Source organism: Methylotenera sp. (assembly GCF_029945705.1).
In the GTDB taxonomy this organism is placed as follows: Bacteria; Pseudomonadota; Gammaproteobacteria; order Burkholderiales; family Methylophilaceae; genus Methylotenera.
The window spans coordinates 77,153-100,034 of sequence record NZ_JAQSDC010000047.1 but is presented as its reverse complement, the minus strand read 5'-3'; the positions used below and the strand labels follow the sequence as shown (position 1 = coordinate 100,034).

General features: G+C 42.5%; 25 protein-coding genes and 1 pseudogene. 14 read left to right on the top strand and 12 right to left on the bottom strand.

Features of this window, described 5'->3' with window-relative positions:
- Nucleotides 1-134: 134 nt before the first annotated feature.
- Both PSU78_RS10495 and smpB read right to left on the bottom strand, forming a co-directional pair.
- Nucleotides 135-1,001 carry a TIM44-like domain-containing protein gene (locus PSU78_RS10495; RefSeq protein WP_300387736.1) on the bottom strand — a complete coding sequence of 289 codons (867 nt, stop codon included), beginning with the start codon at nt 999-1,001 and terminating at the stop codon, nt 135-137.
- Between the two features lie 169 nt (nt 1,002-1,170).
- On the bottom strand, nt 1,171-1,620 hold the full coding sequence (gene smpB, locus PSU78_RS10490; protein WP_300387734.1) for an SsrA-binding protein SmpB: 450 nt from the start codon (nt 1,618-1,620) through the stop codon (nt 1,171-1,173).
- Nucleotides 1,621-1,750: 130 nt separating this feature from the next.
- On the opposite strand from smpB, the gene PSU78_RS10485 reads away from it, so the two are divergent.
- Together PSU78_RS10485 and PSU78_RS10480 are read left to right on the top strand one after the other, a co-directional pair.
- A complete protein-coding gene (locus tag PSU78_RS10485) occupies nt 1,751-2,188 on the top strand; it encodes a type II toxin-antitoxin system RatA family toxin (RefSeq protein ID WP_300387732.1) in 438 nt (145 codons plus the stop codon).
- 52 nt (nt 2,189-2,240) lie between these two features.
- Entirely contained in the window at nt 2,241-2,567 is a 327-nt protein-coding gene (locus tag PSU78_RS10480) for an RnfH family protein (RefSeq protein WP_300387730.1), read from the top strand.
- Nucleotides 2,568-2,619: 52 nt separating this feature from the next.
- Here the strand turns inward: PSU78_RS10480 and PSU78_RS10475 are convergent, their stop codons facing one another.
- The 3 genes from PSU78_RS10475 to PSU78_RS10465 are packed head-to-tail and all read right to left on the bottom strand — an operon-like array spanning nt 2,620 to nt 4,617.
- Nucleotides 2,620-3,009, bottom strand: coding sequence for a nuclear transport factor 2 family protein (locus PSU78_RS10475; protein WP_300387728.1), 390 nt, complete (start codon nt 3,007-3,009; stop codon nt 2,620-2,622).
- Nucleotides 3,010-3,013: 4 nt separating this feature from the next.
- Entirely contained in the window at nt 3,014-3,913 is a 900-nt protein-coding gene (locus tag PSU78_RS10470) for an MBL fold metallo-hydrolase (RefSeq protein WP_300387726.1), read from the bottom strand.
- Nucleotides 3,914-3,957: 44 nt separating this feature from the next.
- Nucleotides 3,958-4,617, bottom strand: coding sequence for a hypothetical protein (locus PSU78_RS10465; protein WP_300387724.1), 660 nt, complete (start codon nt 4,615-4,617; stop codon nt 3,958-3,960).
- Nucleotides 4,618-4,694: 77 nt separating this feature from the next.
- Between PSU78_RS10465 and PSU78_RS10460 the strand changes: the two genes are divergently transcribed.
- Complete coding sequence (locus tag PSU78_RS10460) at nt 4,695-5,624, top strand: LysR family transcriptional regulator (RefSeq protein ID WP_300387722.1); 930 nt, start codon at nt 4,695-4,697, stop codon at nt 5,622-5,624.
- Between the two features lie 109 nt (nt 5,625-5,733).
- On the opposite strand, the gene PSU78_RS10455 is transcribed toward PSU78_RS10460, so the two are convergent.
- The 5 genes and pseudogenes from PSU78_RS10455 to PSU78_RS10435 all read right to left on the bottom strand — a co-directional run bounded on the left by PSU78_RS10455 (nt 5,734) and on the right by PSU78_RS10435 (nt 8,978).
- Nucleotides 5,734-6,375 (bottom strand): NAD(P)-binding domain-containing protein, encoded by a 642-nt coding sequence (locus PSU78_RS10455; RefSeq protein WP_300387720.1) that lies wholly within the window; start codon nt 6,373-6,375, stop codon nt 5,734-5,736.
- A 143-nt stretch (nt 6,376-6,518) separates the two neighbouring features.
- Nucleotides 6,519-6,965: an Rrf2 family transcriptional regulator gene (locus PSU78_RS10450; RefSeq protein WP_300387718.1), complete on the bottom strand. Its 447-nt coding sequence runs from the start codon at nt 6,963-6,965 to the stop codon at nt 6,519-6,521.
- A gap of 80 nt (nt 6,966-7,045) precedes the next feature.
- Nucleotides 7,046-7,387, bottom strand: a pseudogene (gene ribA / locus PSU78_RS10445) (GTP cyclohydrolase II RibA); the annotation flags it as partial.
- A 25-nt stretch (nt 7,388-7,412) separates the two neighbouring features.
- Nucleotides 7,413-8,261, bottom strand: a complete 849-nt coding sequence (locus PSU78_RS10440; RefSeq protein ID WP_300387714.1) for a pirin family protein — start codon at nt 8,259-8,261, stop codon at nt 7,413-7,415.
- 90 nt (nt 8,262-8,351) lie between these two features.
- Nucleotides 8,352-8,978 carry an FMN-dependent NADH-azoreductase gene (locus PSU78_RS10435; RefSeq protein WP_300387712.1) on the bottom strand — a complete coding sequence of 209 codons (627 nt, stop codon included), beginning with the start codon at nt 8,976-8,978 and terminating at the stop codon, nt 8,352-8,354.
- A gap of 102 nt (nt 8,979-9,080) precedes the next feature.
- Between PSU78_RS10435 and PSU78_RS10430 the strand changes: the two genes are divergently transcribed.
- The gene (locus tag PSU78_RS10430) at nt 9,081-9,482 is read left to right on the top strand and encodes a helix-turn-helix domain-containing protein (RefSeq protein ID WP_300387710.1); all 402 of its coding nucleotides are present in this window, start codon (nt 9,081-9,083) and stop codon (nt 9,480-9,482) included.
- A 199-nt stretch (nt 9,483-9,681) separates the two neighbouring features.
- On the opposite strand, the gene PSU78_RS10425 is transcribed toward PSU78_RS10430, so the two are convergent.
- Nucleotides 9,682-10,242, bottom strand: a complete 561-nt coding sequence (locus tag PSU78_RS10425; protein ID WP_300387707.1) for a DUF4124 domain-containing protein — start codon at nt 10,240-10,242, stop codon at nt 9,682-9,684.
- A gap of 146 nt (nt 10,243-10,388) precedes the next feature.
- Entirely contained in the window at nt 10,389-11,171 is a 783-nt protein-coding gene (locus tag PSU78_RS10420; protein WP_300387705.1) for a GntR family transcriptional regulator, read from the bottom strand.
- A 165-nt stretch (nt 11,172-11,336) separates the two neighbouring features.
- On the opposite strand from PSU78_RS10420, the gene guaB reads away from it, so the two are divergent.
- The 10 genes from guaB to pfkB all read left to right on the top strand — a co-directional run bounded on the left by guaB (nt 11,337) and on the right by pfkB (nt 22,880).
- Nucleotides 11,337-12,797 (top strand): IMP dehydrogenase, encoded by a 1,461-nt coding sequence (gene guaB, locus PSU78_RS10415; protein WP_300387703.1) that lies wholly within the window; start codon nt 11,337-11,339, stop codon nt 12,795-12,797.
- A 74-nt stretch (nt 12,798-12,871) separates the two neighbouring features.
- The gene (gene guaA, locus PSU78_RS10410) at nt 12,872-14,476 is read left to right on the top strand and encodes a glutamine-hydrolyzing GMP synthase (protein WP_300387701.1); all 1,605 of its coding nucleotides are present in this window, start codon (nt 12,872-12,874) and stop codon (nt 14,474-14,476) included.
- Between the two features lies 1 nt (nt 14,477).
- Nucleotides 14,478-14,990: a GreA/GreB family elongation factor gene (locus PSU78_RS10405; protein WP_300387699.1), complete on the top strand. Its 513-nt coding sequence runs from the start codon at nt 14,478-14,480 to the stop codon at nt 14,988-14,990.
- A gap of 24 nt (nt 14,991-15,014) precedes the next feature.
- Nucleotides 15,015-15,617, top strand: a complete 603-nt coding sequence (locus PSU78_RS10400; RefSeq protein ID WP_300387697.1) for a nitroreductase family protein — start codon at nt 15,015-15,017, stop codon at nt 15,615-15,617.
- Nucleotides 15,618-15,677: 60 nt separating this feature from the next.
- On the top strand, nt 15,678-17,273 hold the full coding sequence (locus PSU78_RS10395) for an ABC-F family ATPase (protein WP_300387695.1): 1,596 nt from the start codon (nt 15,678-15,680) through the stop codon (nt 17,271-17,273).
- Entirely contained in the window at nt 17,273-17,683 is a 411-nt protein-coding gene (locus tag PSU78_RS10390) for a hypothetical protein (RefSeq protein WP_300387694.1), read from the top strand. Before PSU78_RS10395 ends, PSU78_RS10390 begins: the two co-directional genes overlap by 1 nt.
- Before the next feature lie 166 nt (nt 17,684-17,849).
- A complete protein-coding gene (locus PSU78_RS10385) occupies nt 17,850-18,020 on the top strand; it encodes a DUF3149 domain-containing protein (RefSeq protein ID WP_300387692.1) in 171 nt (56 codons plus the stop codon).
- Nucleotides 18,021-18,556: 536 nt separating this feature from the next.
- Nucleotides 18,557-19,339, top strand: coding sequence for a DeoR/GlpR family DNA-binding transcription regulator (locus PSU78_RS10380; protein ID WP_300387690.1), 783 nt, complete (start codon nt 18,557-18,559; stop codon nt 19,337-19,339).
- A 66-nt stretch (nt 19,340-19,405) separates the two neighbouring features.
- Nucleotides 19,406-21,886, top strand: a complete 2,481-nt coding sequence (ptsP, locus tag PSU78_RS10375; RefSeq protein ID WP_300387755.1) for a phosphoenolpyruvate--protein phosphotransferase — start codon at nt 19,406-19,408, stop codon at nt 21,884-21,886.
- 31 nt (nt 21,887-21,917) lie between these two features.
- On the top strand, nt 21,918-22,880 hold the full coding sequence (gene pfkB / locus PSU78_RS10370) for a 1-phosphofructokinase (protein WP_300387688.1): 963 nt from the start codon (nt 21,918-21,920) through the stop codon (nt 22,878-22,880).
- Nucleotides 22,881-22,882: the final 2 nt, after the last annotated feature.

The following is a 22,882-nucleotide window of genomic DNA, read 5'->3' as shown; positions in this document are numbered from 1 at the left end:
AACATAGGCATTGATATTCTTAGTTTAGTTTTTAGTTAGGTATGTGAACAATAATGCTAATAAAAAAAGCCTAGTCATTTCTGACTAGGCTCTATATATTTACCAGCAAACTCTACATGCTACTGAAATCTAGCTCACTGAAGATTTGTTTGCTGAATACCTGCTAGTAACCATTTGGCATTTTCATCATGCAGATGTTTTTGTATGTGCCACACTTCATCTATGTTTTCTGGCGTACCGTTATTCTCACTGAGCTGACCGGTGAAGCGTACGCTAGCGACTGAGAATACCGCATCATCATTCACTTCGAGTAGCTCAGCTTGAATGGCTATGACTTCAGTTTTTTGTACCGCATTGCCACGTTCTTGCATTTGCATAGTAATTTCGGCAAACACTTCAGGCGTGGTGTACTCACGAATATCGTTACTATCTTTGTTGTCATTTGCCGCTTGCAGGCGAATAAATGAGGCTTTTGCACTACGAATAAAACTATCTACAGGAAAGTTTTCTGGGATATTACTATTAACAGAATTAGCTGCACCAAAACCTGACGCTCCGCTTCGAGCCTGTGACTGCGAATCCTGTGTTTGATAAGCAGATTCTCCAGCATACTGCATCACAGTTGAAGGATTAAAGCTATTTGCTGGCTGAGGTTTTTTGAATTTGGAAATCAAAAACATCACCACGCCTGCAGCAAGCAACGCCATTAAAATGCTGCTGAAACCACCGCCCATGCCACCCATTCCGCCCGAAAACATCGACATTAAACCCGCACCAATGGCCAAGCCTGCTAATGGGCCCATCCACTTATTGCCTGCTGGTTTAGTTGCTGGCGCAGCTTGCGCGTCTTGTGTATTTTGCGCTTTACGCGGCTGTTGGCTTTGCATAGAGCGCTGTTTACCAAAACTACTTCCACCACCAAAACGCTTAGCCTCTGCTACCGTTGCCAGTAGGCTCGTGGCCATCAGTGCAATCATTAAGAACGTTAAAAACTTTTTCATGGTTACCTTAATTCAATTATTAAACAAAAATATGTGCGAATTTTAATACAGCACTTTTATCATGGGGGCTAATGTGGCGCTATCAAGTGTTGGACTAAGCTATTTAAAAACCCGACTGCCGCATAGTTAACTTAGCAAGTTTGACTGGGTTTAGAAGCCTTAATGAGTTTTACTTATTATGCGCTCGCATAATTCTGCCTTTTTCGCGTTCCCAATCACGCTCTTTTTCTGTATCGCGTTTATCGTGCTGCTTTTTACCTTTGGCTAGGCCAATTTGTAGTTTTACGCGGCCTTTTGAAAAATGCATATCTAGCGGCACTATGGTGTAACCTGCACGCTCAACTTTAGCAATTAATTTTAGAATTTCTTCACTATGTAACAATAGCTTACGGGTTCTAATAGCATCTGGACGGATATGTGTAGACGCTGCACCTAGCGGCGTGACATGGCAGCCGATGATATAAATCTCACCACGCTGAATAATGACGTAAGCCTCTTTAATATTGACGCGGTTTTCACGGATGGCTTTAACTTCCCAGCCCTCTAAAACAACGCCCGCCTCGTACTTATCTTCAATAAAGTAATCAAAAAAGGCCTTTTTATTTTGTGCAATGCTCATAAAACTAAATATTTCTTGTCGAATGACTTAAAATAACATTTTACTCTAGTTCTGGTTTAGAACTAATCCGATTTATTTGTCAATTTTACGTAACAGCTTGATTTAACATTTAGGAAACTTTTGGAAACATATGGCGCAAGTTCAGAAATCAGTACTAATCAACCACTCTGCAAGCCGCATGTATGCGCTGGTGGATGACGTGACCAAGTATCCTGCATTTTTGCCATGGTGCGGCGGTGTCGATTTAATCAAGCAAGATGAAGTATCAACCATTGCCACTCTGCATATTGCTTATCATGGCATACACCAAAAATTCACCACAGAAAACCATAAAACCTACCCTAGCGCGATGGACATTAAACTTAAAGATGGTCCATTCAAGCAGCTTGAGGGCATGTGGCGTTTTATAGAATTAAGTGAAGACGCTTGCAAAATAGAGTTCATGCTCAGCTATGAGTTTGCCAATAGTTTTTTAGAGAAAATCATCGCGCCAGTGTTTAGCCATATTGCCAATACCTTTGTCGATAGCTTTGTAGCACGTGCGGATGTCGTGTACAAAACTAAATAGTATAAAAATCAATCAATTAGAATCAACGTATTAGAAATATTGGGAAAATGAAATGACCAACAGTGAAATGATTGTAGAAGTCGCTTATGCGCTGCCTAAAGAACAATTAATCATACCGATTAAGGTCACTGAAGGCATTACTGCCGAGCAGGCAATCAAATCTTCTGGAATGATGGCTAAGTACCCAGAAATTGATTTAGCCGTCAACAAAATCGGCATCTTTGGTAAGCTAACTAAATTAGACACACCATTGCGTCATCTAGACCGTGTGGAGATCTACCGCGTATTGATTGCCGACCCAAAAGAAGTGCGTAAACAACGTGTTGCCGATGGGAAAGTAATGAAAAAAGGCGGCGGAGATGCACAGCCAGAAGTTTGATGGTGATTAATATAAAGCTTTTAGTTTATAAAATTCAAGCTTAATATGACTACTACGCAATAGCATCTCGCACTATCGCGCTATCTACATACTGCTCCATTTGGATGATTTTGCTATCTCTGAGCTTGTAGAGGTGCGCAAAGGTCGCCGACATGGATTTTCCCGTTTTTCGGTAGGTTCCCGAGTACACACCAAAGGCCGAGACTTGATCACCGTCTGCCAAATAGGTATGCACCTGAGCTTTATAGTCTATCCATTCTGTCGCTAGCCTTTGGAACACGTTAGCCATAATCTCATCTGGGCCTGTGTAGGTTCCTGCATATGGGAAACCTGCTGCCTCGGTCCACTTAACATACGGATCTAGGGCAGCGAGAAGATTTTTGCCATTCTCTTCTGAGACTCCTTCGTAGGTTGAGCGAATGATGTCTAAGTTGGTTGGCATGGTATTAACCCCACTTCATTTCACCTGTGGCGACTTTTGCGCCAATTTGTAACGCAATCCCCATACCTGCATCTGGATAACGTTTGGTCATTGCTACGATAAGATCGGCACTGTTCGCTGCTTTTGCTAGCTCTTCTTCAAAAGCTAATAGATAGTTCTTGGTATAAGTAATCGCGAATACGTCGATCGATGCACCTATGTTCATATGCCCAGGAATCACAACCACTGGCTTGTGTCCGGCCATCGTATCCAGTGTTTTTATCCATGCAGCACGGGCTTCAGCACTGTTGGTATCAGCTGTCCATACATGCACGCCTGAGAACACCATCACACCGCCAAAAATGGCATTTATTGAAGGTACCCAGAGATAACGGCGATTAGCTAAACCATTGGCATTAATAATCTCAATCGCTTTGCCCTCCAAGTGCAGTTCTGTACCATCAAATGCTTCTGGCATCACAACGTCAGCTAAGGTTTGTGGGCCATTTTCCTTAAGTTGTGGCCCCCACGTCGCCAATTTCTTATCTATACTGGCTTTAATTGCCGCAATAGTTGCTGAAGCCGCAATCACTTTCGCATTTGGGAATGCTGCTTTAATCGGCAGCAGGCTGAAGTAATAATCAGGATCACTTTGACTGATGTAGATAGTCGTTAATGTTTTGCCTGTGGCTTTGATCGACTCAACTAAAGCTTTACCGTCCGGGAATGTGAAGCCAGCATCGATTAATATTGCGTCACTTTGACCTGTAATTAACACTGGCGCACGAAAGAATCCATGCTCTCCCGCAGGAAAATGCTTCCAGCTCAGGCCTGTATTTGCGGCAAAGACACTTTCGCTGGCTGTCATGGCCATCGCAACACCTGTTGCTGCTATAGTTTTAAGCACATCACGTCTTGTTGTCATGGTTTTCTCGCTTTCTATAATATTAAAATATGTTAATAAGTGTGCTAACCAGCACTTAATGCAAGTTCTGTTGCATTCAATTGGTTAATCAATGCCTCAGAATTTGTGTAGATTTCTCTCGTATCGATCTTCCAGCGTTCTTTACCTGAGTCCGCAATAAAAGTTGGAACACCGCGCGCGCTAAATGTTTGTAAAAGAACTTGCGCTCGACCAATACGTATACTCTTAGCTTCGAGTAAGTTTGAGTTAACATTCGCCATCATCATAGCTGCCTCGTTCAGCTCAAGCCTTTCCAAGATAGAAGCGAGTGTTGATAAGTTAGTTATATCTTGACCATCCACGTATCGTGCATGCTGTATTGCTTTTAGGGTTTCAAACTCTCTAGTGGGTTCTGTTAATGATACTGCGGTAAGTGCTAGCGTAGCTGGACCGCTATCGATACGTTGTAGGCGATCACCAAGAACAAGCTCTCGATAGCGCTCAGTGAATGTTTGCCCCGTTAAGCGGGCAATGCGCTGATCATTGCTCCATGCAAATGCAGCAAAGTCATCATCTATTAATTTTGGCTGTTTACTAGAAAACAGGCCTGTCGGTAGCATTTCAATCGCAATGTCTGGATCATTGGCAATACTTGAAAGCGTTGGTGTGATGCCGTAACACCAACCACATAATGGATCATACAAGTAGATTAGGGTCTTTTTCATAGCAATTCCTATATTGATGTGACATATTATAGGTGTTGCCTATTGATATTTAAATACATACATGGTAAATATACTGTATGTTAAATGCATACAATAAGGCTTCTGGTAGTTTGGGTGATTTAGGCAACCTAAGGCGCCTTGTTTACTTTGTAGCGGTGGTTGAGACGGGCTCCTTTACGGCAGCCGCAGATAGGCTTGGTATCACCAAAGCTGTGGTTAGCCAGCAGGTCGCTAGGCTTGAACAAGAGTTCAGAACCTCGCTACTGATTCGTACTACACGAAAAGTACAAGCCACTGAAGCGGGCTTGGCTTTTTATCAACGTTGTATGCTGATTTTACGTGATGCTGAAACTGCGTTTGATGAACTGTCTGACGGAGTTGCGGAGCCATCTGGTGTGTTACGTTTAACGGCCCCATTTGATTATGGCATCAATATTATCGTACCTGCGATAGTCGCCTATACCCGACGCTACCCTGACTGTAAAGTAGATGCTGTATTTAGTGATAAAACGCTAGACATGATGTCGAGTGAGTTTGAACTTGCAATCCGCGTTGGGTGGCTGACGCAAACTGGTTTACAAGGGCGAAAAATAGGCTCATTCCGACAATTATTAGTTGCATCACCAAGTATGCAATCACAGATCGAACAACTTAGTGACCCAGAAGACCTTACTAAACTTCCTTTTATTGCCAACTCGGCTTTGCGTGAGCCGTTGCGTTGGAATTTCTCGTTGAATGATATTGAGCACAAAAATGTCAGTATGCAAACTTCTATCTTTTTGGATGCTACGCTTGCGGTGCGTGAAGCTGTGTTAAAAGGTGCAGGACTCGCTGTATTCCCTGACTATGCCATCGCAGACGATCTCAAGTCTGGCAGACTCATGCACGTGCTACCCCAATGGAGCTTACCTACTGGTGGCATTCATGCCGTTTTTCCGTCAGCACGATTTAGGCCAGCAAAGGTAAGAGCTTTTGTTGATTTGTTGGTGAACAATAAGCATCAGTGACATACCAACTTACTAATTCATTCGCATTTAATAGCTCAAAGTAGAAAGTCACCATTCGCATACATGGCCATCATAACCACTTCAGATGATGGTCATGCTTAACCTAGGGTTAGATTTTTATAAAATTACTCATTGCCAACGCACCAAACGGTAGTTGCATCAGTGGGCCGCCTACATCTAGTGCACCTAAATCAACAGGGAAATAGCCTGTGGTTTCAAGTAAGTTTCTAACCTCCGCTTTTGCGTCAGCATTGTCACCTGAAAGGAACAATGTACGATGCCCACCTGAAGTTTCTGGTGTTGATAATAAGTTTGCATCTAAGTGATTGAACGCCTTAACCACGCGTGCGCCTGGCACTAAATCGCGGAATACTGCGCTCGAATACTTATCAAGGTTAATCGCCTTGATGCCATAAGCAGCGAGTGGGTTAGTTGGGTCTTTTGCATCAGCCGAGTTAGGGTCTAAGAAAAGTACTGGATTTGTTGCATCGATCACAATACGATTATTCCATGCAGGCAAGTTACCTAATAACGATTCAAGCGCCACCCAAGGCACCGCGATAACAACGATGTCTTGACTTGCTGCTTGTTCAATTGTAACTGCTGTAATAGTAGGGCCAAGCTCAGCGACTAGTGATGCCAAAGACTCAGGACCAGATCTGGTCGCGATTGTTGCCGAAAGACCTTTCTTTGCAAGGGCGCGAGCCACGTTAGAACCTAGAGCACCAGAACCAATAATACCGATTTTCATTTTATTTTCCTTTAATAAATGGGGCATTCATATTTAAGCGATCAGTGCCCCTAAGACTGACGCTTGCAAAAAGCTAAAATCTGACCTGCTGCTTTAAGTTTGTGTGTTAATTACATAGTTACATATTGCTATAAAAAAAGGTCCTACCACACCAAAGGAAGTGTGAACTTCCCTAACCTTGCCACTTCTGAGGCAATATCAGCGATAGTGACTTTTGAAAGCTCACTCTCCAATGCCAATCGCGCTTTTTCTAAAGTTGGTTGAATGGCTTCTTGTATATTCCCGCCAACCGCACAACCCTCGAAAGGCGCCTCACGATGTAAAGTAAATATTTCAGTATCCTCGACTGCCTCATAAACATCTAGAAGTAGAATGTTCTCACTTGGTTTTGCTAGTAAAGCACCACCGCCCACGCCCATTTGAGAGGTCGTCAGTCCCGCATTATTCAATTGCGATAACAATCTACGAATGACCACTGCACCAGTATTAGCTGAATGGGCAATATCTTCTGAACGTACTGGCTTACCTCCCATCACTGCAATGGAGACAAGTGTATGAACGGCAACGGCAAAGCGAGAACTAGTTGGCATAATTGTTTATTTATTACTGTGTAGCTGATACTATTACACATATATTTTAACCTGTCTACAATTTTCAATAATATTGACTGATCAGCACCTTCATCTTGTAAATGATAAGCTTTAATTTTATTTAACAAACCAATACCACGACCTTCTTGGCGTAAATAAACAACCATCCCGCTACCTTGTGCAGCAATGTTTTGCATAGCTTTTTTCAACTGAGCTCCGCAGTCACAACGCTGGCTAAATAAAGCGTCACCAGTCAGGCATTCGGAATGTACTCTTACAAGGACAGGGCTATCACTTGAGAGTTTGCCCAAAGTGAGCACTAAATGCTCTTTTCCAGTGTCACTCTCCAAAAAAGCATGTAAGGTAAAATTAGCCCATTTCGTAGGTAATTTGCAAGCATCAACAAACTTAAGTTTATGAATAGATTTTAATTCGGTGGCTATCAATTTAAATACGTCCTTCAGCTTTCAGTCTTTTTCCTACCTTTTTAATGCCTTCTTCGCCTATTCTCAGTGCATCTTCAGTAGTGTGCACCGAGTAGCTACCTGTAATTAATGGATGAGGATGCCGCTCTGCTGAACCAAGCACAAAGCTAACAGACCCTTGCGCTTCAATAGTCAGTGAAGTCGATTTTGAATCAAAGATTGCTATTTCATTCGATAGCTGCTCACCAGAAACACGAACACTACCCTCGTTAAGCGCTATCCATAGCACATCATGATTTGCTGGGGGATCAAACGTCCATTGTTCTCCATCAGCCAAGCTAACATGCAGATAAGTTATTGACGCTATCTTTGGTAGCGGGCTACTGACACCCTGATACTCACCAATAATCACTCTAGCTGGGCCAGTTTTTGGTATCTCGTGCGGCTCAATGTAAAGGCTTTCAGGTTCAGCATTCTCAATCGCTGCTGGTAGTGCAAGCCAAAGCTGAAAGCCTCGCAAACGTGTTCCCACTTGAGGTACTGGATCAGCAGTGTGCCATACACCACCGCCCGCCTGCATCCATTCGACAGTGCCTGCCGTCAATAATCCAGCTTTACCTGTTGAATCCTCATATTTCACATTACCTTCAATAATAACGGTCACGGTCACGATGCCAGAATGTGGATGATAACCGAATAGATTTTCTCTGCTGGCATCCATGTTAAACATATCTAAAAACACAAATGGCTTAATAAGTTCACCCAAATCTCCCGGGCTCACCAATCGAGTGACTGGTCCATGTTGATGGCCTTTAGTTCTATGGAGAACCTTACGTTCTAAGGTTTCTTTTCTTTCAGCTATATTTAACATGTTTATCACTCCAAAATCAGCACAACGTAACTTAAGATACGTTATTTAATCTATTAATAATTGAATAACTATGGCGCTTAAGAGTTGTACTTAGGCAATAAGCTTAATGGCTTTTTTAAGTTGTCCATCTGCTGTCTCCATTGCATTTTTTACAGCATCTTCACCTTTTGCTACACCTTCAGCACGGATGAATGTAACATCGTGTAAACCAATAAATCCTAGAACTGCTTTTAGATAAGACTCTTGATGGTCCATCACTTCCATTGGACCAGAGGTATAAACACCACCGCGTGAAGATGTGATAAAGACTTTTTTACCAGGAGGCAATAAACTTTCTGGCCCATTTGCGCCGTATTTAAATGTACGACCAGCACGTGCAATATGATCTATCCACGCTTTTAGTGACGAAGGAATACCAAAATTCCACATAGGTGCTCCGATCACAACTATATCAGCTGCGAATAATTCATCAACCAGCTCATCAGAAAGTTTAAGCGCTTCAATTTGTGCCTCATTACGTTGTTCAGGTGGCGTAAAGAACGCACCCACGGTTAAACCACTTAAATGCGGCAATGGCGATGTGGTTAAATCTCTCGTTACTATCTGTGTTTCCACATACTTTTCCTTGAGCTCAGCGAGAACTTTTGCAGACAGTTTGCGCGATACAGAGTAATCGCCAAGTGGACTGGTTTCAACGTTTAGAACGGTATGTGACATTTTATCTCCTCATTAGTATAAAAAAGTAACCTAATAATATATAATTACTAAATTGAAAACAAGAAGGCACATTTTGTTTACTTGGTTACGTAAAGGTAAGTGATGAAATACGCAGAAAACAATATAGATAAAGACTCAAGCCAAGACCACAGGGGTTGTCCAGTTCAAGACTTATTATCTAGATTGGGGGATAAATGGAGCATGCTTGTTATCGTCGAATTGGCGAATGCAGACAATAACTGCTTACGATTCTCTGAATTACAGCGCGGTGTAAGCGGAATTTCGCAAAGAATGCTATCAACAACGCTAAAAAATTTTGAAAGAGACGGTATTGTTACCCGTCATCTTTACCCTGAAGTACCACCAAAAGTTGAATATACGCTGACCGAGCGTGGTCAAGGTTTTTTGATTCCAGTAAAAAATTTAGTAAATTGGATGACTAATGAATGGCCAAATATAGAAGCATCTCGACAGAGTTATGATAATAAAACTCTAAAAAAATAAAGTCAGCTTAAACTTCGATATAAGTTATTAAGTCATCTTTGCCATTCAGCAATGTGCCAAGTCCTGATAACGGCTAAGACTATTGGACCGCTTAGGGGGAGTTACTCTCTAGCGGTAGTAAATTTAAATGGTAGCTTCGTGTAGTTATGGGGGCGATTTTGAACTGGAATGAGTGGCTCTCTCTACCAGAATATACACTTCAATCGCAATACTTTTCTACATCTCTTTGCGCATCCGCTTTGCCTTGACCAATATCAGCATCACCTAAATATTGCTTATTACCGTTTTCATCGGTTTTTGCAATTCTGCCACCATTCGTAAATGTCGCTAAGTTTTGTTTTGCCGCAGTACAGTTCGCTTGTTTAGTATCTAATTCGGCTTTCTTTTGTAGATCAACCTGCTTTTGTTTTTCAGCATCCTGAGCACGTTTTTGTGCAGCGTCTTCTTTGCTTAACGGCGCCTTGTCATCTTTAGTTTTAGCATCAACAGCTTTTCCATCAGACTTAGCTTTATCTTTGGCTAAAGTTGCCGCCTTATCGCGATTAAGTGCTGCAGTCACATCACCCTCAACAGGAGCTAAAGGCGCAAGACCTGTGGGCTTCGCAATTTTTTTACCATACAAGGCCTCTTGCTTTACGTTAGAAGGTGGCGGCACATCGCTATAACGAATGACACCATTTTTATCCTTCCATTTGTAGATTTCGGCCGAAGCTAAAGTCGGCAATAAAACAACACATAATAATAAAATACGTAATCTCATAGCCTATCCTTTAGGTAACTACTTTGCAGTTTAGCTCAACGCATTGCTGATACTACTCATTTAAAATAATAGTATTGCCAGTTATTCGTTCAAGCAAGCTTTATTTGAAGCATGCTGAATAAATTAAATCGAGCTACAGGATATATTTAATCGTACTTAACATCCAGCTTCATATGATGAATGTATGCATCGCCTCTAAATGCCCCTTCAACGTACTCTATCAATTTATTTTCGCCCGAATATATACGTCGCTTTTGGAGTAAACATGGTGCGCTTTCCTCAAAACCAAACGTTTTGGTTTCGACTTCTGAGCTTAGCATGGCTTCCATCGACTGCTCTGCCCAGCTTAGCCTAATTTCACACACATCTTGCAGAAAAGCATAAATTGAGCCTTTCGCATCCCAATCAGCTAACTTCGGCGCTACAGCTAAATCATACCAAGCAACTTCTCTCGTCATAGGCACTTCATCTGCCAGCCTCACCCGTACTAAGCGCAAGAATGATGCATTAGAAGGCCTCTGAAAAATAGAGGCAATTGTTCTATCTGAGATTACGTCATGGCTTTCAAGTCTACTAGAAGGCGTTTTTCCCATTTCTAGCATTTCTTCAGTGAAGCCTTTTAAGCGACCCAATGGAGTGCTCATTCCAAGCGGTTTATTCACTGAGGTTCCACCTCTACCATTTGCGCTTAACAAGCCAGCTTGCCTAAGCTCGTCATAACAACGCTTAATAGTGGTACGACTTAAGTTCAGCGCATCAGCCAAATCCCTCTCAGATGGCAAACCCAAGCCGTGAGCGATTTCTCCAGTGTCTATCAAGTGTACGATATGACGAATCAGTTGCTTGTAATAAGGCTCTGATGTTTTATCATCAACAGTTAATCTGTCAATGATTTCTCGTGCAGTTAATTTTTGGCGCTTAACTTTCATAACTATCATCAATTTTGTAAAATATTTCAAAATTGATGATACAAGCATTAATCACTGATGAATATGCAGCTAACAGTATTTAACAATTTAAGAATTTTTATAGCTAACACTCGCGCCTTTTGCCTTAAATCTGTATAATTTCGTTTTGGGTACAAGGATTTTCGCATGCGTTTACTGCAACAAGCTCTTACGTTTGATGACGTTTTATTAGTGCCAGCTTACTCTAATGTGCTGCCACGCGAGGTTTCACTCGCCACTCAACTCACTCGCAACATTCAATTAAATATTCCTCTTTTATCAGCGGCTATGGACACTGTGACCGAAGCGCCACTGGCTATTGCATTAGCACAAGAAGGCGGTTTAGGCTTTATTCACAAGAACATGACAGCCATGAAACAAGCTGCTCACGTTGCGCGTGTAAAGCGTTTTGAATCTGGCGTAGTGAATGATCCGATTACGATTCAAAGTCACATGACAGTGCGTGATGTGCTTGAACTGAATCACATGCATAAAATTTCTGGCATTCCAGTGGTAGATAACGGCAAAATCGTTGGTATTGTGACCAATCGCGATTTACGCTTTGAAACAAACCTTGATCAGCCAATTAAAAACATCATGACACCAAGAAATAAATTGGTGACCGTGCGTGAAGGCGCGCCTAAAGATGAAGTGATTCGTTTATTGCATCAACATCGCTTAGAGCGTGTTTTAGTGATTGATGCTGAAGATACACTTAAAGGGCTGATTACTGTTAAAGATATACAAAAATCAACAGACCATCCTCTCGCATGCAAAGATGCTCAAGGTAGATTGCGCGTTGGTGCGGCTGTTGGTGTGGGCGAAGGTACTGAAGAACGTGTTGCAGCCTTATCTGAAGCAGGTGTTGACGTGATTGTAGTGGATACCGCTCACGGACACTCACAAGGCGTACTAGACCGTGTGACATGGGTTAAAAAACACTTCCCTCACATTGAAGTCATTGGCGGCAACATTGCTACTGCAAGCGCTGCCTTAGCGTTAGTAGATGCTGGCGCTGATGGCGTTAAAGTAGGTATTGGACCAGGTTCAATCTGTACAACACGTATCGTGGCTGGCGTAGGAGTTCCACAAATCAGTGCGATTGCCAATGTGGCCAAAGCGCTTGAAAAATCTGGTGTGCCTTTTATTGCAGATGGTGGCATTCGTTTCTCTGGTGACATCTCAAAAGCACTTGCAGCTGGCGCGTATAGCGTGATGTTAGGCGGTATGTTTGCAGGTACGGAAGAAGCGCCAGGCGAAATCGAGTTATTCCAAGGCCGCTCATATAAATCGTATCGCGGCATGGGTTCTATCGGCGCAATGCAAAAAGGCTCTAGCGATCGTTACTTCCAAGACACGAATAGCGGTGCAGATAAACTAGTTCCTGAAGGCATCGAAGGTCGCGTGCCCTACAAAGGCAGCTCACTTGCAGTGATTCATCAGCTAATGGGTGGTTTACGCGCTTCTATGGGCTATGTAGGCTGTGCAACTATTGACGAAATGCGCAATAAAGCTGAGTTTGTACAAATCACTTCTGCTGGCATGCGTGAATCTCACGTGCATGATGTGCAGATTACAAAAGAAGCACCAAACTACCGCGTTGACTAAACAACCTTGCTTGAAATAAGAGTGGTTATTTTAACCACTCTTATTTTTTTAACCTTCTCCATTAAGCGCACGCTATGCACTCAAAAATCCTCATTTTAGATTTCGGCTCTCAAGTCACTCAACTTATCGCGCGACGCGTACGCGAAGCGCACGTGTATTGCGAAATTCACTCATGTGAAGTGTCTGACGAGTTTGTACGTAACTTTGGTGCTGATGGCATCATCCTTTCAGGTAGCCATGCTAGTGCTTACGAAGAAGAGTCTGACAGTGCTCCCCAAGCTGTATTCGAGCTTGGTGTACCTGTGTTGGGCATCTGTTACGGTATGCAAACCATGGCGCAGCAACTCGGCGGTAAAGTAGAGGCTGGCCATAAACGTGAGTTTGGTTACGCACAAGTGCGCGCTCGCGGCCACTCAGCCCTATTCCGCGACATTCAAGATAGTACAAATGCTGAAGGCCATGGCTTTATTGATGTATGGATGAGTCACGGTGATAAAGTGACTGAAATACCAGCTGGGTTTAAAGTGATTGCTAGCAATGACACTACGCCAATTGCAGCAATGGCTGACGAAACACGTAAATTCTACGCCGTACAATTTCACCCAGAAGTGACACACACTAAGCAAGGTCAAGTCATGCTTAACCGCTTTGTGTTAGATATTTGTGGCGCCAAATCTGACTGGATTATGGGCGACTACATTGCTGAAGCTGTGGCAAAAATCAAAGCACAAGTCGGCGATGAGGAAGTCATTCTTGGTTTATCAGGTGGTGTAGATTCTAGTGTAGCTGCAGCATTGATTCATCGCGCAATTGGCGATCAGCTTACTTGCGTGTTTGTTGACCATGGCCTACTTCGTCTGAATGAAGGTGATTTGGTGATGGAGATGTTTGCAGGTCGCTTAAATGTGAACGTAATTCGCGTTGATGCGGCAGATCAGTTCATGGGGCATTTAGCGGGAGTGAGCGACCCAGAAGCTAAGCGCAAAATTATTGGTCGTGAGTTTGTAGAAGTATTTAAAGATGAAGCAGCTAAACTCAAAGCTGGCACTGGCGGCCATAAAGGTGCAACATTCCTCGCACAAGGTACAATTTATCCTGACGTGATTGAGTCTGGTGGCGCAAAATCTAAAAAAGCCGTGACGATTAAAAGCCATCACAACGTAGGCGGCTTACCTGAGCAATTAGGCTTGAAATTATTAGAGCCGCTACGCGACTTATTTAAAGATGAAGTACGTGAACTTGGCGTAGCGCTTGGCTTGCCAGCTGATATGGTATATCGTCACCCGTTCCCAGGACCAGGTTTAGGCGTACGTATTTTAGGCGAAATCAAAAAAGACTTTGCTGATTTACTCCGTCGTGCCGACGCAATCTTTATCGAAGAACTACGCAATACCAAAGACGAAGCAACCGGCAAAACTTGGTATGAACTGACTAGCCAAGCTTTTACTGTGTTCTTACCAGTAAAGTCTGTAGGCGTAATGGGCGATGGTCGCACTTATGATTACGTTGTGGCGTTACGCGCAGTGGTCACTAGCGACTTTATGACGGCACATTGGGCGGAACTACCCTACTCACTTTTAGGTCGCGTTTCAAACCGCATCATTAATGAAGTGCGTGGCATTAACCGTGTGGTATACGACGTTTCTGGCAAACCACCAGCAACGATTGAATGGGAATAACTTGAGTCGCGGCTTTGTCAAAGAGGATGATGTAGAAAGAGCTGGCACTGATTTACCTGAACGTCGGGTAAGTGAGTTTCCTAACTATGTCACTCCATTTGGCTTAGCGCAGTTACAAACGCAAGCCACTGCTTTAGAACAGCAACAACAAGCGCTGCTACCTAATAAAGATGACCCTGTCACGCAGCAAACTTTGGCACCTTTAAAGCGAGATTTGCGTTATTTAGAAACCCGTTTGGAAAGTGTGATTTTAATCGACCCAGCTACACAGTCAAAAGAAACAGTTCTATTTGGCGCGACGGTGAATGTTGAAGATGAAGAAGGTAAGGCTCATTACTTCACTATTGTAGGTGAGGATGAAGCAGACATTGCATTAAATAAAGTCAGCTGGGTTTCGCCAATTGCAAAGGCGTTAATTGGACACAAGGTTGGTGAAACAGTCAGTTGGCAACGCCCAGCTGGCAATTTAAATCTAGAGATTCTAGCCATTAATTACCTAGTTATTAATGACTGAATCTCTTCAAAGAAAGTATATTAAATGAACGTGAATACCGCGATTGAAACACGTCGCTCAGTCAAGAGTTTTGACCCGCATCATAAAATGACGCAAACTGAAATTGATCAGTTAATGACTTTAGCCATGCTGTCACCCACAGCGTTTAATATTCAAAACTGGCGCTTTGTGTTAGTCACAGATGCTGTATTACGTCACCAAATACGTGCCGTGAGCTGGAATCAAGCGCAAGTGGAAGAAGCTTCTTTGCTGATTGTATTAACCGCAGATTTAAAAGCATGGGAAAAACAGCCTGAACGCTACTGGAAAAATGCACCTAAAGCGGCTTCAGATATTTTAGTACCAATGATTGGTCATTATTACGCAAATAACAATCAGCTTCAGCGTGATGAAGCCATGCGCTCTTGTGGCATGGCTGCGATGACGATTATGCTCGCGGCAAAAGAAATGGGCTATGACACCTGCCCTATGGATGGTTTTGACTTTGATGCTGTGGGTAAATTACTTAATCTGCCTGCCGACCATACACCAACCATGTTCGTGGTAGTAGGTAAAGCGTTAAAAGAAGCGCAGCCACGTAGCGGCCAACTAGCCATGAATGAAGTCGTGATTAGCAATACATTTTAGTCTAGAAAATCTATACTTTTAAAAAGTAAACTTTTAAGAAATACACTTAAGGATTCAACCGTGTTAATTAGCAACAATATCACCGTGCAATTTGGCGCAAAGCCGCTTTTTGAAAACGTTTCCGTTAAATTTGGCGACAACAACCGCTATGGTTTAATTGGTGCTAATGGTTGCGGAAAATCAACCTACATGAAAGTGCTGGCGGGCGTTTTAACACCAAGCGCAGGCAATATTTCAATTGATAGCCATGAACGTATGGCGTTTTTGAAACAAGATCAATTTGCTTACGAAGATCAGCGTGTACTCGACGTCGTGATGATGGGGCATGAGCAAATGTGGAATGCTAATGTAGAAAAAAATGCCATCTACGCAAACTTAGAGGCAACCGAAGACGACTACATGCGTGCGGCTGAGTTAGAAGGCGTATTTGCTGAGTATGATGGCTACACAGCTGAGGCACGTGCTGGCGAGTTGTTAATGGGCGTAGGTATTCCTATTGAGCAGCATAATGGATTAATGAGCGCTGTTGCACCAGGTTGGAAATTACGTGTATTGCTTGTGCAAGCGCTGTTCTCTAACCCAGACATTTTGTTACTGGATGAGCCAACCAACAACTTGGACATTAATACCATTCGCTGGTTAGAAGATGTGCTGAACAATCGTGATTGCACCATGGTCATTATTTCGCATGACCGTCACTTTTTAAACCAAGTATGTACGCATACTTGCGACATGGATTATGGCAAAATTTCGATGTATCCAGGCAACTATGATGATTACATGGAAGCCAGCACCGCAGCGCGTGCGCAAGCAACCAAAGATAATGATAAAGCCAAACAAATGGTGGCGGATTTACAAGATTTTGTACGCCGCTTCTCTGCCAATGCCTCTAAAGCTAAGCAGGCTACTAGCCGTGCCAAGAAAATCGATAAAATTAAAATTGAAGAATTTAAACCTTCAAGCCGCCAGTATCCATTCATTCGCTTTGACTACGATGAACGTGAGAAACTTTACCGCAATGCAGTTGAGTTGAAAAAACTCAGCCATGCCTTTGACAAACCGCTATTTAACGATGTGGATATGATGTTTGAAGCGGGTGAAAAAGTCGCCATTATTGGTGAGAATGGTATTGGTAAAACAACCTTCTTGCGTTGCTTGGCAGGTGATTTGCAGCCTAAATTTGGTGAAGTAAAATGGGCAGAGAAAGCCAATATCGGTTACTTTGCGCAAGACCATGAATACGAATTTGAAGATGGTGAAGAATTGTTTGATTGGATGACAAAGTTCAGACAACCTGGTGATGATGACCAAGTGGTTCGCAGCATGCTAGGCCGTTTGCTATTTGGTGGTGATGACACTAAAAAATCAGTTAAAGTACTCTCTGGTGGTGAAAAAGGCCGCATGCTTTACGGCAAAATGATGCTGGCTAGAACCAATGTCATGCTGATGGATGAGCCAACTAACCATATGGACATGGAGTCTATCGAAGCGTTAAACACGGCTTTAGATAAATACAAAGGCACCCTGTTCTTTGTCAGCCATGACCGTGAGTTTGTAAGCTCAATCGCGACGCGCATCATTGAAATTAAAGCGGATGGCATTGTAGACTTTACTGGCAACTACGAAGATTACTTGGCGAGTCAAGGCGTAGAGTAATGCCTAAAGGCCTAATCACAACGCTCTGGGTCATCTGGCTCGCTGTGATTTGGTTTTTATCTTTTGTAGCGCATGCCATAGCGTTTAAAGATGGTGGAATTGAGTGGCTAGCCATTTTGCTAGGGATTTTCTGGCTGATTTATTTGGCTGGCTTATGGCTTGAGCAATCTCGTATTAGCGATACTGCTTGGGCAATGCTACTCGGCTATGCGATTGGCTGCATACGCATGCTAGATATGATTCCAAACCAGCAGGAATACGCGCACTGGCTGCGATTCATTCCTAGAAGTGTTATTGGAGTTGTAGCGCTCGCTTTTATTCTGATATTTGTTGGCGTATTGCCCTTAATCGCAAAAAACATCATTGAATCTCATCAAGCCAAAAACCGTGTGTTGGGTCGCGATGCTTAAGTAAAGTTTGACTAGTTCATCATGCACTAAGCCCACTTAGAAATCGCCTTATCAATGTTAAGGCGATTTGACCTGTATCAATGCAAGTAAAGACCTTGAAGCGCATATTAACAACAGGAAGCTAATCAATCTAGCTTTGTTAATTTCAGCTGAAAGGGTATTCATCATGCAATTGCTCATCAATCTTTTTTCTACCGATTATGGTCTGCAAAGCCTTGCCGTTATTGTCTTTATTTTAGGAATGTGTGTTTGGTTTGCTTTGTATTTCAAACGCCATATCGATGAAGACACTAAAAAAGCTAATGCTGATGAGAAAAAAATGAGTCAGTTAAAATAGTGACCTATAAAGCCATCGATAGGCGTGATGGCTTTAGCTTTGCAAAAAGATAACCTTACTTTCTGCCCTCTTACGTCTTAAGCCTTTAACATCCAACTAAACGTTTTAACTACCTAACAATGTTACGGTTAAACTTTACACCACTTAGAATGTTTCGTCCTCACCCTGCAAATTAACAATTTTTAGATTAATATTTAGCTGTTTATGCCAGTCAACTTATAGCTAATTAGCATTAATATCCGATTGAAATGTTCATTTACACATCATTACCAACGAATTACAAACAACTTCACCTGTTAAATCTCGATTTAAATTAATACTCAACCTACTGTTTTTAAATATTAATTTAATATTTATTGTAAAAATATTAAATTTTAGTGAAAAAACATTTTGCAACATGTTCGATAATGTGCGATTATGTTTACTAATGAAACAAAGTAACATTTAAGCAAGTGCATATTTAACATTACGTGTTTAATAGCAAAACGATTAACTAATCGTTTTGTTTAATAACATTAAGGTTTAAGGAGTTGGTGATGAAAGATCATTTGGCAGAACGCAGATTAGAAATGATTACCGCTGTATTGCATGCAAGAGGTGAATGTCGCACCAGACAGCTAGCTGAGCAATTTAATCTTTCTGAAATGACTTTGCGACGTGATTTCCACACTTTGGAAAAGCGTGGTTTATTAAGGCGCGTTCATGGCGGCGCAGTTTTACTCAATAGTGATGTTAATTACTCACAACGACTTGAATATGAGCAAATTCAAAAGCAGGCAATCGGCAGAATGGCGACCACTTTACTTAAAAGCGGACAAACTATTTACATAGATGCTGGTACTACAACACTAGAAATGGCGCGTGCAATTAAACAAGGTTTGCCAAATGTCACTCATCTACAAATTGTGACGCATGGCCTGACAATTGCCTCTGAGTTAGCTGGGCAAACACCCTATAACGTGCAATTGATTGGTGGTGACGTTTATCAGAATGCGTTGAGTACGGTTGGTCCAATCGCATTAGCACAAATTAACAACCTACACATTGATACGTTCTTTATGGGTTCAGTTGCAGTCAATCAGGCGCAAGGCTGGGGTAATTCAAACCATGTGGAAGCTGTGGTTAAGCGTGCCGTTATTGAGCATAGCAAGCAAGTATGTGCATTAGTTGATAGCTCTAAATGGGGACAGGAATCTTACGCGCCAATTGTCAGCTTAGGTGCAGTTTCAAAATGGATTGTAAATCATGGTTTGAATCAGGAAGCAATTGATGCAGCAAAAACGGCAAAAATTACCATGATGTTTGCAAGTGGCACTTAAGTATTATTGATAATAAAAGTAGCGCAAATAATTTTTCGCTAATGTAATAAATTAGGAGAGACCGTGATGATTCAGTTAGGTATTCAAAGCATTCAGTTACGTGGGCAGGCAAGCAACAAATCAGAGGCTATTAAATTGGTTGCCAGCTTATTAGTGGCCAATGGCAATATGCAAGCCGCCTACTCAGACAGCATGCAGCAACGCGAAAAGATAGCAAATACTTATCTGGGGAATGGCATTGCAATTCCACATGGCCTACCAAAAGATAGAGAATTAATTTTACAAACAGGTATCGCCGTTGCGCAGTTTCCTGAAGGCGTAGAGTGGAATAGTGGAGAAGTTGTCTACTTAGTGGTGGGTATTGCCGCACGGTCTGATGAACACATTGAGTTACTTGCAAACTTAACTGACGTTTTGGACGATGAGACGATTATTCAGCGCCTAGCAAAAACAACAAATGCGATGGACATCGTTGAATGCTTAACAAAATCACGTGACAGCAACACTCAAGCAATCGAAAGTAATGCAAGCAACAACGCACATATTGATGACTTTGAGAAATCGATTGATGTTGAATTAAACAGTGATGGTGGTCTGCATGCCCGCCCTGCTACTGCGTTTGTGGAAATTGCTAAGCAGTTTCAATCAGAAATACGTGTACGCCATGGCAGTAAAATTGCCAATGGTAAAAGCCTAGTTTCGCTATTAAAGTTAGGCGCTAATAAGCGTGTAACTATTCGTATTATGGTGAGTGGTAGCGATGAAGACTCAGCATTAAAAGCCTTAGTTGATGCAGTGAAATTAGGTTTAGAAGATGAAGCTGAATCTGGACATGCGTTACCAATTAGCACATCGCAAGTGCTATTAAATTTTGCAGCGCCACCAATCGCAGGTATTGCAGGTTCAATTGGTATTGCGATCGGTCCAATTCGTCATTTCCGTCATGAGAAAATTGTTGTTGCAGTAACTGCACAATCTCCAGAAATAGAAGAGACTCGCCTAAACCATGCCATTGCATCGGCAAAAATACAATTACAAAACTTACATGATGAAGTCAAAGAACGTAGCGGCGCTGCACATGCTGCAATTTTTCTAGCCCACATAGAATTTTTATCTGACCCAGATTTACTCGAAGCCGCAATTTACAACATTAGCATTGGGCATAGTGCAGGCTGGGCGTGGCGCGACAGCTATGGCAAAAGAGCCTCTGAAGTAGCTGGTTTAGAAGATGCTTTATTGAAAGAGCGCGCCAATGATATTTTAGATATTGGGCGCAGAGTATTACGACTACTGTCAGATGCTTTAGAAGAGTCGCCCACCGCCATGACGACACCAGCCATATTAGTAGCTGAGGACTTATCCCCTTCTGACACAGCTAAACTTGATCCAAAAATGGTACTTGGTATTTGCACCGCTGCTGGAGGACCAACTTCACATACAGCTATCATCGCTCGTTCGCTTGATATTCCAGCCATTGTTGGCGCTGGCCCTGCTGTGCTTAACCATCAAGATGGCGTCATTGCAATCTTAGACGGTCATTCAGGTAATTTATATTTAAATCCAAGTGAAGACGACCTTGTGATTGCATGCAACGCACAACAAGATCAACAAGCTCAGCGTTTAGCTGAAAATCTTGCTTGCTATGAGCCGGCCATGACGACTGATGGTCATCGTGTTGAGGTGGTAGCCAATATTGGCTCTGCTGCTGAAGCCGAACAAGCCGTGAATGCTGGATCAGAAGGTATTGGTTTATTACGTACTGAGTTTTTATTTTTACAGCGTGCAGAACCGCCAAGTGAAGAAGAGCAGTACACATCCTATTGTGAGATGACTAAAGCTTTAAATGGTCTGCCGCTTATCATTAGAACACTGGATATTGGTGGCGATAAAGAAGTGCCCTACCTATCCCTTCCCAGTGAGCAGAATCCATTTTTAGGTGTACGTGGTATTCGCTTATGCTTAGCCAGACCTGACTTATTCAGGCCGCAACTACGTGCTATCTATCGTACTGGCATGACAGGCCCAATCAAAATTATGTTTCCTATGATTGCCACCGTTGAAGAACTGCTAACAGCTAAAGCCATGGCCGAAGAAGTGCGTAAAGAGATGAATGCCAACCCAATTGAAATCGGCATCATGATAGAAGTGCCGTCTGCAGTTCTGATGGCACCAGAACTAGCTCGTCATGTGGATTTCTTCTCAGTGGGTACGAATGACCTGACACAGTATGTATTAGCAATGGATAGGTTGCATCCTAGTTTATCTCGCCAAGCAGATGCCTTACATCCAGCGGTATTGCGCATGATAGACCTAACTGTAAAAGCTGCTAAATCCGCAGGCATTTGGGTAGGCGTTTGCGGTGGCATTGCGGGTGACCCAAAAGGTGCAGCCATTTTAACTGGCCTTGGTGTAACTGAGCTTAGCATGAGCATTCCTAGTGTGGCCGCCGTTAAAGCTAAAGTAAGAAAGATGTCATATGCAGAGAGTGTTGCATTAGCCAAGCGAGCATTGTCTTGCTCTACAGCCACAGAAGTCCGCGCGCTTTAATCAGTTTGCATTAAATATTCGTACAGCATACATGGAGACCGAAATGGTGCAATTAAGCAATATCGCAACAATTACTTTAAACCCTGCCATTGATAAAAGTGTAGCAATTTCAAACTTTACTGCAGGAGAAGTGAATCGCGTGAGCTGGGAGCAATCTGACCCAGGTGGAAAAGGCGTGAATGTCGCTTCTTTTTTAGCAGATTTAGGTTTCAGCACATCTGTGACAGGCTTTATTGGAATTGATAATGCCTCAATTTTTGAGAAGTTGTTTAATCAAAAAAATATGACAGATCACTTTGTGCGTATCCCTGGTAGAACTAGAGTTAACGTCAAAATTATCGATGAAGTAAAGAAAACAATCACCGATGTAAATTACTCTGGACAGTCACCCACCGAGCAGGATCTTATTGATCTAAAAAAGAAAATTCATAATCTGGTATTTGACCATGATTGGTTTGTATTATCAGGTAGCCTTCCAAGTGGCATCCCAACCGAGTTTTATGCGGCAGTAATTAAGTATCTAAAAAATGCAGGTAAACATGTCGTGTTAGACACAAGCGGCGAGGCTTTAAGAGATTCGATACATGAAGTGCCGTATGCCATTAAGCCGAATATTGCTGAACTTGAAGAATTGCTAGGAAGAACGTTAACCACTGAGCAAGATGTTTTAAACGCAGCTAGAACGTTAGTGAATACAGGCATTGAGTATGTGATTATCTCGATGGGTAAAGACGGTGCCATGTTTGTAAGTGGCGCTGAATCAGCAGTAGCAGTACCGCCGCCGATTGTAGTAAAGAGTACGGTTGGTGCGGGTGACGCAATGGTTGCTGGATTTATAGCGGCCAAAATAAAGGGATTTTCACTTGAAGATTGTGCCAGATTATCTACAGCAACCGCTATGGGTGCCTTAACCCAGCTCGGTCCTAAACTGGCAGAAACGCAAGTGCTCGAATCCTATATGCAACAAATCAGTGTGCGGAAAATAGTCGATTAGAA